Source organism: Microbulbifer sp. TB1203 (assembly GCF_030997045.1).
Classification (GTDB): Bacteria; Pseudomonadota; Gammaproteobacteria; order Pseudomonadales; family Cellvibrionaceae; genus Microbulbifer.
Genome location: NZ_CP116899.1, coordinates 4,578,849 through 4,593,094, shown reverse-complemented (window position 1 = coordinate 4,593,094; position 14,246 = coordinate 4,578,849). Strand labels below are relative to the sequence as shown.

General features: G+C 54.2%; 7 protein-coding genes. All 7 read left to right on the top strand.

What is annotated here, in order from left to right:
• Positions 1 to 94: 94 nt before the first annotated feature.
• The 7 genes from PP263_RS19560 (at position 95) to PP263_RS19530 (ending at position 14,190) form a co-directional block, all read left to right on the top strand.
• A complete protein-coding gene (locus PP263_RS19560) occupies positions 95 to 2,557 on the top strand; it encodes a glycoside hydrolase family 2 TIM barrel-domain containing protein (protein ID WP_308365679.1) in 2,463 nt (820 codons plus the stop codon).
• Between the two features lie 48 nt (positions 2,558 to 2,605).
• The gene (locus PP263_RS19555) at positions 2,606 to 3,709 is read left to right on the top strand and encodes a non-reducing end alpha-L-arabinofuranosidase family hydrolase (RefSeq protein WP_308365678.1); all 1,104 of its coding nucleotides are present in this window, start codon (positions 2,606 to 2,608) and stop codon (positions 3,707 to 3,709) included.
• A 45-nt stretch (positions 3,710 to 3,754) separates the two neighbouring features.
• Positions 3,755 to 4,804: an alpha/beta hydrolase-fold protein gene (locus PP263_RS19550; RefSeq protein ID WP_308365676.1), complete on the top strand. Its 1,050-nt coding sequence runs from the start codon at positions 3,755 to 3,757 to the stop codon at positions 4,802 to 4,804.
• Positions 4,805 to 4,826: 22 nt separating this feature from the next.
• The gene (locus tag PP263_RS19545) at positions 4,827 to 6,419 is read left to right on the top strand and encodes an alpha-L-fucosidase (protein ID WP_308365675.1); all 1,593 of its coding nucleotides are present in this window, start codon (positions 4,827 to 4,829) and stop codon (positions 6,417 to 6,419) included.
• Positions 6,420 to 6,544: 125 nt separating this feature from the next.
• Positions 6,545 to 8,809 (top strand): exo-alpha-sialidase, encoded by a 2,265-nt coding sequence (locus tag PP263_RS19540; protein WP_308365673.1) that lies wholly within the window; start codon positions 6,545 to 6,547, stop codon positions 8,807 to 8,809.
• A 40-nt stretch (positions 8,810 to 8,849) separates the two neighbouring features.
• A complete protein-coding gene (locus PP263_RS19535; protein ID WP_308365671.1) occupies positions 8,850 to 11,288 on the top strand; it encodes a dockerin in 2,439 nt (812 codons plus the stop codon).
• Positions 11,289 to 11,472: 184 nt separating this feature from the next.
• Positions 11,473 to 14,190, top strand: a complete 2,718-nt coding sequence (locus PP263_RS19530; protein ID WP_308365670.1) for an RICIN domain-containing protein — start codon at positions 11,473 to 11,475, stop codon at positions 14,188 to 14,190.
• Positions 14,191 to 14,246: the final 56 nt, after the last annotated feature.

The window sequence follows — 14,246 nt, the reverse complement described above, 5'->3', positions numbered from 1 at the left end:
GCAATCGTGGCTTTGGTACTTTCCATCGAGATACGACCCGGCCGGATACCCCGATATTATCGATGCGGTCGCACCATAGAGAGAAAAATTCTTCATGTATATCGACAAGTCACACCATCTTTGCTCAGTCGTCGCCCTGGTGATTATCGCTGGATTTTTGGCGGTGGTTGCACCTCGGGAAGCCGCCGCCAAAGAAAGAGGGCTGTCCGATGACTGGCGGTTTTTCAAAGGGGACGTCTCGGGTGCCGAAAGGACGGATTTTGACGACCGAAAGTGGAAAACAGTTACCGTACCCCACGATTGGTCGATCATGGATCGTGCGGGAACCAAATCTCCGTTTACTCCAGAGGCAGAGAGTGGTCAGGACTCCGGTTACCTGCCAGGCGGAACGGGCTGGTACCGCCGGCAATTCATTCTAACCGAGGAGGAAGCCGCGAAGAACGTAAGACTTAATTTCGGCGCTGTGTACATGGATGCCGACATCTGGGTCAACGGTCGGCACCTGGCATCCCATCACTATGGCTATACGGCCTTCACGGTTGACCTGACGAATAAGGTGCGGGCTGGAGGCAATGTTGTTGCCGTGAGAGCGCGCCATGAAGATCCATCGTCCCGCTGGTATGCCGGTTCCGGAATTATCCAGCCAGTTGCACTGGAGATATTGAACTGCGTTCATATCGATCCGGATTCCGTCTTTGTGACCACACCAGTAGCGACAGAAAAGGTCGGCAAGGTCAAGGTGAGCGCCCAGGTCAATCACTGTGGAACTGATCCCCGACAAGCGCTCCTTTCGTCGCGAATACTCGATGGTTCCGGCGCGGTCGTAGCCTCGACGCGCGCTGAAAAGCGGCGCCTGTCCGGCAAGCCCTCTCCCTGGGAGCTGTCCGTCTCCATCGAAAACCCATCCCTTTGGTCCCTGGAGAAGCCGAATCTGTACACCCTTGTCCAGGAGGTCCAGGTTGATGGACGTGTCGTGGATGAGCGTCGAACAAGATTCGGTATTCGCAGCATAACGGTGGACGCGAAGAATGGCTTGCGTCTCAACGACAGGAGCATTGTGCTGAAGGGTGGGAATATCCACCATGACAATTACATGATTGGGGCCGCCGGCTTCCCGGATGCTGATGCACGAAAAGTGCTTTTGATGAAGCAGGCCGGATACAACGCCATTCGTAATGCGCACAATCCCGCCAGCAAGGCGACACTCAACGCGGCGGATGAGCTGGGTATGCTCGTCATCAACGAGGCTTTCGACAGCTGGAACAAGCACAAACGAGCAAAAGACTACTCGCGCTTCTTCGCCACTGACTGGAAGGCCGACATTGACAGCATGGTTATCAGCGGCCGGAACCATCCCAGCGTTCTGTTCTGGAGCATCGGCAATGAAATCCCTGAACAGGGCACACCTCTGGGGGTCGAGACGGCAGAGGCACTGACCGAGCGTGTGCGTGAACTCGACCCCACCAGGCCGGTGACTCAGGCTGTCAGTATTGACCCACCCGAAAGTGCGGGCCAGTACGCCGCCATAGATGTGGCTGGATACAATTACCGGTCGCATTTGTTTGAGAGCGACCATACCGATTATCCGGACCGCGTGATGTATTCTTCCGAGTCCCTGCCCAAGAATGCTTTCAAGGTCTGGCAAACCGTTGAGGATATGCCCTGGGTGATTGGCGACTTCGTATGGACGTCGGTCGATTACCTCGGCGAAGCGGGGATCGGCTGGATGGGCTATAGCCAGGACTGGCAAAAACTCGGGCCCTATCCCTGGCATCTGGCGTACTGCGGTGAAATCGATGCGACGGGGCGGAAACGTCCTGCGGCCTATTATCGCGAAGTACTCTGGAAATCCGCACTGAACCCGATTTCGGCGTTTGTCCAGCAGCCGGAAGGCACGGCTGATTTACCGGATCGCCACTACTTCAAAATAGAGCCTCCCCACCTGGATTGGTCACTGGAAGACGTTCACCCGAGCTGGACATGGCCGGGGCAGGAGAACAAACCCCTGACCGTCTTCGTATATTCCGAACATCCCGAAGTTGAGCTTTTCCTCAATGGTGAGAGCCTTGGGCGCAAAGCGGTAGGGGAAGCATCGGAATACAAGGCCACCTATACGGTTCCCTACCAGCCGGGCTTGCTGAAAGCGGTAGGTTATAACCAGGAACGCGAGGCCGGAAGCTGGGTATTGCGGACGGCGGGTTCCCCAGCCGCGGCGAAGGTTTATGCAGACCGCCATAGGCTGCAGGCAAATGGCCTGGACCTGGCCTATGTATCCGTCGAACTCACAGACCAGAATGGTACGCCAATCTACGCCAGAAGTGATGACCGCTTTGTCGATATCCAAGTGGAAGGGCCGGCTGAGCTTATCGGCGTAGGAAATGGCAACCCCATGGATGCCAGCAGCTTTCAGTCCGGACGCAAGAAGACCTTTCACGGCCGGGTTGTCGCTGTCGTCAGGGCGGGCACAGAGCCTGGCCAGGTCACCGTGCGCGTAGCGGTAGAAGGCCAGCCGGAGCAGCAACAAGTGCTTCACGTAACGTCGGTTGATTATCGTTAATGGATCACTGACGGCAATGGATAACAGTTTTAACAGTATGGTACGAGAATGGCAGTAAAACGAATGAATCTGGAACATAAAAAGTATCTTAAGGGAATCTCCGCGGCAATCGTGGCACTTGGTGCGACCTGCCTGACCGCGTGTGCAACGACTGAGCATCCAAAGCCTGATCAGGCGACGGCTTTTCAGTGGGAATCAAGTAATCCCCTGATCTCGCCGCCACCCGACGACTCGCAAAAATACCACGGGGTCAAGGATCCATCGATTGTGCACTACGATGGAAAATACCACCTATTTATGACCACCGCCGGAAGCCAGGGCTGGGCTGTGGCCTATACGTCCTTCCGCGACTGGGACGATGCGCCAAAGGCGCAGATCACAGGACTGGACAAATCACCGATGGGGCCGGGGTATCGGGCCGCACCACAGGTACTCTATTTTGCGCCCCAGAAACTATGGTACCTGATCTACCAGGGCGGCGACCCGCTTTATTCAACCAGTAACGATATAAGCGATCCGCTGTCCTGGAGCGTGCCGGCACCCTTCTTCGAAACGCCGCCGGATATTGTAAAGCATGAAGATGGATACAACGTATGGCTGGACTTCTGGAATATCTGCGATGATGAAACCTGTTATCTGTTTTTTACCAACGACAATGGGGATTTCTATCGCGCGGAAACCCCGCTGGAGCAGTTTCCGAAAGGTTTCCATAACACGACACTGGTGATGAAGGGTGATACGCGGGATGACCTGTTCGAAGCCAGCAACACCTATAAGATAGCCGGTGCAAACAAATATCTCACGCTGATCGAGGCCATCGGGCCTAAAGGGCGTTACTTTCGTGCATGGACGAGCGACAGTCTTGCCGGTGATTGGCAAGCGCTGACGCCTGACCCTATGAACGTATTTGCAGACTCCGACAACGTGAATTTCGAGGGACGTGTCTGGTCGGAAGGCGTATCGCACGGAGAAATGATACGCGCATCCTCGGACCAGACCCTGACTATCGATCCCTGCAAGCCACTGCAATACCTTTACCAGGGCCTGGATATGGAGGCGGGGAAGTCGTACGAGTACATAGAGCTGCCTTACAAGCTGGGTATTCTGACGGCATCCGCACCTAACCCGATAAGTAACCTATGCAACCAGTAGTTTGGTAAATGTAATGCACAAAAATCCCACAAGAGAGAGATAGCCATGATATTCCGATCGGATTGGTCGCTTTCTATCCTCAGCCTGCTGATAATTTCCGGCGCAAATCCGGCGTGGTCCGTCGCCCCGCCCGTTGTTGAAGGCGCTAAGCCGGTAGCGATTGAACACGTAAAGGTTCCCGGTCCGTCCCTGGTTGGCAATCTGGAAGGCGAGTCTGCCGATCGCGATGTCATTGTCTATCTCCCTCCCGGCTATGACAAAGATCCGCAGCGCCGCTATCCGGTTATCTATGCACTGCACGGTTACAGTATGACGGGCAAGAGCTTTGCCGGTTTGCTCAAGACACCACAAACCCTGGAGGGAGCCTTTGCGCTCGGCACGGCGGAAATGATTGTGGTAGTGCCTGATACCCAAACCCTGCATAACGGATCTATGTACTCAAGTTCAGTAACCATCGGCAATTGGGAGGGTTTTATAGCCGATGACCTGGTGCGCTACATTGATGAGCACTATCGAACGCTTCCCGACAGGGCAAGTCGTGGCCTTGCCGGCCATTCCATGGGTGGCTACGGAACGATACGCATCGGCATGAAGCGCCCCGATACGTTTGGGGCTCTATATATCATGAGCCCATGCTGTCTGTCCGCGCGCACCGCGCCGCCCGCAAAGGTCATGTCGCAGCTCAAAAGCCTGAAGAGCCTTGACGATGTCAATCAACTGGATTTCCTGTCACGCGCCACTCTGGCGGTAGCCGCCGCCTGGTCGCCAAATCCAAAGCGCCCGCCTTTTTACCTCGACCTGCCGTCAGCTGACCCTGTGGATACTCAGGCGGTTTTGTCGCGTTGGGCAGCCAACGCCCCCTTGGTTATGGTCGATCAGTACAGTTTTAATCTTCAGCAGTATCGGGCAATCGCAATGGATGTGGGGGATCGGGACTATTTGCACAAGGACGCATCGATACTTCGTCGGCGCATGGAGGAGCTGGATATAGCGATTTCGTTTCAGATCTATAACGGTGACCACGGCAATGCCGTTGCCGATCGCTTCCAGAATCATGTTCTGCCTTTCTTCGGTCAAAATCTTTTATTCGAATAAATTTACTGAGAGGAGGTATATCTTGAGTATACGTAAGAATTCATTATGGGCCGCATGTTCACTGGCGCTGTCCATAACCCAGGCCCCGATTGCGGCGCACGCAAACGACCGAACTGCGGATTGCCCGACTGATAAGACGTCGCAGCAGTTAGATAAGCCAAACTACAATATTCCTTTAGTTGAAGGTCCTTTTGATTCCTCTGTTGAATCCCTGAAAACCTACCAGACACCGACATGGTTTCGTGATGCAAAGTTCGGTATATGGGCGCACTGGGGGCCCCAGGCTGTACCGCGTGCCGGCGACTGGTATGCCCGCAACATGTATATTCAGGAGTCTGCGCAATACAAACATCATGTGGAGCACTACGGGCATCCAACAAAATTCGGCTACAAGGATATTATCCCATTGTGGAAGGCCGAAAAGTTTGATCCGGAAGCACTGATGGATTTGTACGCCAAAGCCGGCGCCAAGTATTTTGTCAGCATGGGCGTGCATCACGACAATTTTGATTTATGGGATTCCAAGCACCATCGATGGAATGCTGTGGACATGGGCCCTAATCGGGATATCGTGGGTGATTTCAAAAAAGCCGCGGAAAAACGTGGATTGCGCTTTGGAGTATCGGAACACCTCGGGGCCAGCTATACCTGGTTTACACCTAGTCATGGTTTTGACCGACTATGGACGCCAGAAGCCTACAACTCCTACGATGGGGCTGATCCCGCATATAAGGATCTCTATCACAATGGCGATGAACCGTTCAAATGGAAAAAAGATACCTGGTACGCCAAGAACCCGGCCTGGCATCAGCAATGGTTCGATAGAATCACGGACCTGGTTGAACGTTATCAACCCGATTTGCTTTACACCGATGGAGGGATTCCATTCGGCGAAGTCGGGCGTACCCTGGTAGCCAATTTCTACAACCAGAACATTTCCACACATAACGGCGACCTTGAAGCTGTTTACAATCATAAAGACCATGGTACTGGAGAATTCATTCGTGAGGCCGGGGTTCAAGATGTGGAACGTGGTGTCATGTCTGACATCAATCCCCTGCCCTGGCAAACGGATACGTCTATCGGAGACTGGTACTACAGCGATGGATTTGAATATAAACCCACTTCGCAAGTAGTCCATATGCTCGCCGATATAGTGAGCAAGAATGGCAACCTATTGCTAAACGTCGTTCAGTATCCTGACGGCAGTTTGCCGCCGGAACCGCTTCAATTTTTGCGAGAAATGGCAGATTGGATGGAAGTGAATGGCGAAGCCATTTACGGAACCCGCCCGTGGGTGATCTATGGTGAAGGGCCAACCGAAAGTTCAGGTGGCTCGTTCAGCGAAGGCGATACCTACACGGCTGAGGATGTCAGGTTCACCAAAAAGAATGAAACACTTTATGCCATCGCCCTGGGTTTGCCAAAGAAGCAGGTTCGCATCAAGGCACTGGGATTGAACGCGGAAGCTGCGGGCAAAAAAATCAAATCTGTAGAGCTTCTCGGTTATCCAAAAGCGCTGAAATGGGCGCAGGATAACGACGCACTGACGATCAAGGTTCCCGGAAAAATGCCAACGAAGCATGCGGTCAGTTTTAAGGTTGAGTTTATTTAAGGGATTTCTGCTTAACGTCATTCCGGCACAGGCCGGAATCCAGAACCCACGACCTCTATGAACTCCGGCCTACACCGGAGTGACGAAATGGACTTATTCTGAGGTTCCTTAGTTTATTTGGAGAAATGAAGAAGATGATCAGGACGTTGTTTTTACTGATGTCGATTATGACACTGTCATTGATGGGATGCGGTGGAGGGAGTTCCGGCGGTTCAGGCCCCGAGCCAGTGAGTGAGTCCCCTACGCAACCTGACCCTATACCTGAGCCGACTCCGGAGCCCGAGCCGACTCCGGATCCTGATCCGGCTCCAGATCCCGGTACAGCGGTAGAGGGACCTTATACTTGGGATAACGTCGCTATCGGCGGCGGTGGTTTTGTGTCCGGCCTGATCCCAAGCAAGACCAAGCCCGACCTGCTTTACGCGCGGACGGATGTTGGAGGTGCATATCGCTGGGATGCCTCAACGGGCCGCTGGATACCTCTCATGGACTGGGTGTCTGCTGAGGAATTGGGCTATCTGGGTGTCGAATCATTGGCGATCGATGAATCCTCGCCTGGTAACCTTTACATTCTTGCCGGCACCAGTTACTTCAGCAGTGGCCGCACCGCCATTCTCAAGTCAACGGACTATGGCAAAACGTTTACGGTTAAAGAGGTTACGTCTCAGTTCCGTGCACACGGGAATGGAATGGGCCGAGGCACCGGTGAAAAATTACAGGTCGACCCGAACAGCAACAACGTTTTATATACCGGTACTCGCTGGAACGGCATATGGAAAAGTACCGATTATGGTGAAAGCTGGAGCAAGCTGACCGCTTTCCCGGTTGACACGACGGATAATGAAAATGGTGTTAGCTTCGTAGAGCTTGATAGCCGGGGAGTTAGCACGAATACCTTGTATGTCGGAGTTTCGCAGTACGGCAACAACCTCTACGTCTCACATGACGCCGGTGCAAGTTTTACGCAGATTACCGGTGGCCCGACCGATTTGATGCCGCTGCGTGCGAAGTTGTCGGACGATGGTTTTCTGTATATCACCTACGCGGACGGCTCGGGCCCGCACGGCCATTCAAGTCTATCCGAGCCAGTCGAAAATGGCGCAGTATACAAGTATGACACCAGTAACAAGCAATGGACTGATATTACCCCCGCGGGATTTACCGGTGCTTTTGGTGGTGTGTCCATTGATCCAAATAACCCCCAGCGCATTATTGTCTCTACGTTAAACACCTGGCTGGAGCAGGTACAGGGTGAGTACGGTGAGCGATTCCTGATCACCACGAATGGCGGTGCAAGCTGGACTGACTTGATCGCTGAGAATGGCTATCAGCTGGATGATGACGGAAATGGCTGGATTAACGGCCGTTCAATCCACTGGGCCGGTTCCATTGAGTTTAATCCGTTTAATCCCGACGAAGTATGGGTTGTTTCAGGTAATGGAATTTTCCGGAATTCCCATATCAATGAAGCTCCCAGCACTTGGAAATTTGAGGTTCGCGGACTTGAAGAGACCGTGCCGCTTGAATTGGTCAGCATTCCAGATGGTCCGGTTGTTTCAGTGATTGGCGATTATGACGGCTTTATTCACTACGACGTAAAGAAGTACGCACCAATCCATAGTCCTTCCATGGGAACCACCACCGGGCTTGCGGTTGCGGCACAAAATACAAATGTGATCGTTCGTGTCGGTAATTCAATGTATTACTCCAAGGATATGGGGAAAAGCTGGTCAAAGACAGGCAACATGAACGGCACCAAAGGACGTGTGGGGCTTAGCGCCGATGGAACTGTGATTTTGCACACGCCCGACGGTTCCGCGACGACATACCGCAGCGCCAATGACGGGAGCAGCTGGTCGGAGGTCGGTGGTTTGAATATCACGAACGCACGCCCTATGGCTGACCCGGCCAATGAAAACGTTTTCTACACATACGATCCGGCGGGAGGCTTTTGGAAGAGTACAGACAAGGGCATGACCTTCTTCTTTCTCAGTGATGTACCGGCCAATGGCGCCACTCACCTCGCCTTGGCGCCGGGGCAGGAAGGGGATATTTGGCTGGCACTGAACAACGGTGGTTTACAAAGATCCACTGACGGCGGTAGCTCGTGGACGCAGATTACCGGGCCCAGCTTTGTTGAGGCAGTGGGTATGGGTAAGGCGGCTCCGGGCGCGAGCTACCCCGCAGTTTATATCTGGGGGGATGTTGATGGAGTACGAGGCCTCTATCGATCTATTGATGAAGGTGCAAGCTGGGTTCGAGTCAATGACGACGCGCATGAGTTCGGTGGTCCGGCCAATGGTGCTTTCGTAGCCGGCGACATGAACGTCTATGGCCGTGTCTATATGAGTACCGCCGGTCGCGGTATTGTTTTTGGTGAGCCTTTGTGAGTACCGAATTTTCCTGCAACACACTAGAGAGCATAAGAAGATGATCAGAACGTCGTTTTTACTGGTGTCGGTTATGACACTGTCATTGATGGGATGCGGCGGAGGGGGTTCCGGCGACTCAGGACAAGTGCCTGAACCTACTCCGCAGCCTCAGCCTACACCCGATCCAACCCCGGACCCCGATCCGACCCCGGACCCCGATCCGACCCCGGACCCCGATCCGGACCCGGACCCCGATCCGGATCCGCAGACTGCCGGTGATAACTGGACCAACGTCAAAATAGGCGGGCACGGTTACGTTCCGGGACTGATATTCCACCCGGTTACCCCGGATGTCTATTACGCGCGCACCGATATCGGCGGCGCCTATCGTTGGGATAAAGATGCCTCGTCGTGGCATGCCATAACTGACGGTTTTGACGTGACGGAAGGTGGCTACATCGGCGCGGAAAGCATAGCGCTCGACCCAAACAGTGACCACCTCGTCTATATGAGCACGGGACAGTACACTCAGGGTGGCAACGGGCGTCTCTACATTTCCTCTGACCGCGGTGATAACTGGACACACGTGGAGCTGCCTTTCCCGGTGGGCTCCAACAACCAGGGACGTGCCATTGGTGAGCGCATGATGGTAGACCCTAACCTGCCGTCGACCTTGTTCTATGGTTCACGCACTGCAGGGTTGTGGAAATCAACCGATAGCGGCTTGAACTGGACACAAGTGACCAGTCTTGCTTCAACTGTGATGCCATCCCAATGGGGCGACCCCATCCCTGCGGGTATTGAATTTGTGGTGTTCGATACCGACACCATGGGCAGCGGATCGGCAACCCAGACGCTCTATGTCGGCGTGGCTCCTGATTACGCCAGCGCAACGGGCCTGGACAAAAAGGTCTACAAATCGACGGACGGCGGTGCTAGCTGGGAAGGCATTGCAACACCCGTGGACGGGGACACCGTTGATTACTTTATCCCGCACATGGTGCGCGCGGATGATGGTCAATTCTATTTTGTCTTCACTGGTGCCATGGGCCCTGGTGCTTCCGGCCCCGGACGGCTCTACCGGTTTGACGGTACCGACTGGACGTTGCTGCGCAAAGTGGACCCGGGCGAGCACGTAAACTTTGGCTATAGCGGCCTTTCGGTTTACGGCACGGGCAGCAATACCAGGATCGCCCTGGGCATCAGTAACTCCTGGGGTGAGTTTGAAGGCAAACCCGTCGTGGAGTTTTCGGAAGATGGGGGCATGACCTGGAGAGAGATTTCCAACAATAAACCCCATACGCCCGACGAATCGGTCTCGGGCTGGATCGATGACGTGGAGATAAACCCCTTTAATCCGGATCACGTACTGCACGTAACTGGCGGTGGCGTATGGGAGACCTACAATGCCACTGCCGCCGATCCGAATTGGGTTAAACAGGTGAATGGCCTTGAAGAAACGGCCACCCTCAATCTGACCACGCCGCCGGCTGGCGCTCCCTACAAGCTGCTCAATGCTTCGGGTGATATTGGTACCTTTGTGCATACGGTACTGGATGAAGAGGCTACTCGAGCCCCGACCGGTAACCTGAAATTCGCCAACGGCGTCAGTGTGGATATGGCCTGGTCCGATCCATCCTATATCGCCACCATTGGCACCATCACCTGGGGCCTTCCCAACTCTGGTGCGCCTGCCGCCCGCTACTCACAGGATAACGGTATGACCTGGTCGGCCTTCGGCTCGTTGCCTGGCGGGCTTGAAGAGGCCGAAAACTTGCCCAATCCAAACAATATCGCGGTAACCTCGCCAAACAATCTCGTGTGGTCGGTAGTCAACAAAAAACCCTACTATTCCACCGACAGCGGCACTACCTGGCAAGCAAGCGACCTGCCCGAACTGACTGAACACGGAGATCGCAGTTACCATGTGGCGGCGGATCGTCAAAATCCGAACAAGGTGTATGCCTACGACCACGGCGGGCAATGGTGGAGCGGTGTAACTGGCAAGTTCTATTACTCAACCGACGGTGGTAAAACCTTTACCGAGAGCACGGATTCGAATTTGGCGCTGAGAGCCAATGGCTACTCGGTAACGTCGATGGCAGTCAATCCGAATGCAGAAGGTGACGTGTGGCTGGTCGATGGCCACAGCGTGTTCCATTCGCTGGACTCCGGGGTGACCTGGGAAAAGTTGATGGTTACCCAGTCCGTTTGGGGCGACAAAGATCCTTGTTGCTTCCCGGAAATTTACGGCGCCACCAGTATTGCCCTGGGTAAAGCGGCCAAAGGATCAGACTATTCGGCAGCGGTCTATTTGATCGGCGTTATCGACAATGTCTGGGGCTTGTACCGGTCTGATGATATGGGAAGCAGTTGGGTGCGGATTAACGACGATGCACATCAGTACGGTGGCATGGACCAACTTGCCGCAGACAATAACATTTACGGAAGGGTATATGTATCTGGAGTAGGACGAGGAATACTTTACAACTACTAGCAGGCTGTGGAAAAACATCTGCTAGTCTAGTCCGGGCCATGGATGGCTCGGTTGCAAATCAATTAGTAGCGATATTGCAGTAGAGCTCCCAAATTACAACCTGCTTGGGAAGGGATGCCTTTAGTACAGCGGGTTGAACGATCTCAATGTTACAACAAAACACAATCATAAGAGAGAAATGATCATGCTTAAAAGAATACTCCTTTTCAGCACTTTAATCTTATCAATTCCCTGGACGGTGGTCGCTAACGCGGATATTTCCGATGGCCGTTACGTCTTGGTCAGCAAGCTCAGCAATAAAGTTGTAACCGTTGCTGATGCCAGTCAAGAGAATGGCGCCAACATTCACCAATGGAGTGATGGCTCAGAGCTGAATCAGCAGTGGGACATAACCGATCTCGGCAATGGCTACTTTTCCATAGTTTCCGCCGATAGCGGCAAGTCTATGGATGTCTGGGGATGGGATTCCGAAAACGGCGCAGACCTTAGGCAGTATAGCTATACCGGCAATATCAATCAGCAGTGGAACATCGTTGATAATGGCGATGGATACTTCAGAATCACCTCCCGCTACAGCGGTAAGGCCCTGGATGTGGAGGGTTTTAGCACCAGCGACGGTGGCAATATCCACTTGTGGGAGTTCTTCGGAACGGATAATCAGTTGTGGAGCATGCAGACTCCTGCTGCCGGTAATGACTGGACCAACGTCAAAATAGGCGGGCACGGTTATGTTCCGGGACTGATATTCCACCCGGTTACCCCGGATGTGTATTACGCACGCACCGATATCGGTGGGGCCTATCGTTGGGATAAAGATGCCTCGTCGTGGCATGCCATAACTGACAGTTTTGGCGTGACGGAAGGTAAGTACATCGGCGCGGAAAGCATCGCGCTCGACCCCAACAATGACTACCGCGTTTATATGAGTACAGGGCTGTACATTTCCAGTGGCAACGGGCGCCTCTACATTTCCTCTGACCGCGGCAACAGCTGGACACATACAGAGCTGCCTTTCCCGGTAGGCGCCAACAACAATGGGCGTGCCATCGGCGAGCGCATGATGGTAGACCCCAACCTGCCGTCGACCCTGTTCTATGGTTCGCGCACCGCCGGGTTGTGGAAATCCACCGATAGCGGCTTGAACTGGACGCAAGTCACCAGCCTGTCTTCAACCGTGATGGACAACAGTACGGGCGTCACCCCTGCGGGTGTGGAGTTTGTCGTGTTCGATACCGATACCATGGGCAGCGGATCGGCAACCCAGACGATCTATGTCGGCGTGGGACCTGACTACGCCAGCGCCGCAGGCCTGGACAAAAAGGTCTACAGATCGACGGATGGCGGTGCTACCTGGGAAGGCATTGCAACCCCTGTGGACGGGGAAACCGTTGATTACTTTATCCCGCACATGGTGCGCGCGAATGATGGTCAATTCTATTTCGCCTTTACTGGTGCCATAGGGCCTGGCGCTTCCGGCCCCGGACGCCTTTACCGGTTTGACGGTGCCAACTGGACGTTGCTGCGCAAAGTGGACCCGGGTCAGGGGGTAAACTTTGGCTATAGCGGCCTTTCGGTTTACGGCACGGGCAGCAATACCAGGATTGCCCTGGGCATCAGCAACTCCTGGGGTGAGTTTGAAGGCAAACCCGTCGTGGAGTTTTCACCGGATGGGGGTATGACCTGGAGAGAGATTTCCGGCAATAAACCCCATACGCCCGACGAATCTGTCTCGGGCTGGATCGATGACGTGGAGATAAACCCCTTTAATCCGGATCACGTACTGCACGTAACTGGCGGTGGCGTATGGGAGACCTACAATGCCACTGCCGCCGATCCGCAATGGAATAAGATGGTGGAAAACCTTGAAGAAACGGCCACCCTCAACTTGACCACGCCACCGCCGGGCGCCTCCTACACGCTGTTAAATGCCTCGGGCGACATAGGTACGCATGTGCATACGGCACTGAACACGGAGCCCACCTTAACACCGAGCGGCGACCAGCAAATGGCCAATGGGGTCAGTGCGGATATGGCCTGGTCCGATCCATCCTACATCGCGACTATTGGCACAGTCACCTGGGGACGCCCCAACAGTGGTGCACCTGCCGCCAGCTATTCGCGAGATGGTGGCTTGACCTGGTCGGCGTTCGGTTCGCTGCCAGAGGGTCTTTCGGATAGCTTACCCAATGCAAACAATATTGCGGTAACTGCTCCAAACAATCTCTTGTGGTCAGTAGCCTACAGCAAACCCTACTATTCCACCGATAGCGGCGACAGCTGGCATGAATCCAACCTGCCCGTGCTGGGCTCATTCGGTGTACCCCGCAGTTACCATGTGGCGGCGGATCGCCAGAACCCAAATAAGGTGTACGCTTACGACCACGGCGGGCACTTCTGGGGCACGCCCGGCAAGTTCTATTACTCGACAGACGGTGGAAAAACCTTCACCGAGAGCACAGACCCGAATTTGACAATGAGTGCCAGCGGTTACTCAGAGACATCAATCGCGGTCAATCCGAACGCGGAAGGAGACGTGTGGCTGGTTGATGGCCATAGCGTGTTCCATTCAACGGACTCCGGGGTGACCTGGGAGAAGCTGATGGTTACCCAATCCGTTTGGGGCGACAATGATACCTCGACCTTTCCGGAAATTTATGGCGCGTCCAGCATAGCGTTGGGCAAACCCGCCAATGGTTCAGACTATTCGGCAGCGGTCTATCTGATCGGCGTTATCGACAACGTATGGGGCCTGTACCGGTCTGACGATATGGGAAGCAGTTGGGTGCGGATTAACGACGATGCACATCAGTACGGTGGCATGGGCCAACTTGCCGCAGACAACAACATTTACGGCAGGGTATATTTCTCCGGAGTCGGACGAGGAGTGATCTACAACCGCTAACAGGCTGTAGAAAAACATCTGCTAATCCGGGCCAGGGATGGCTCGGTCGCAAGTCA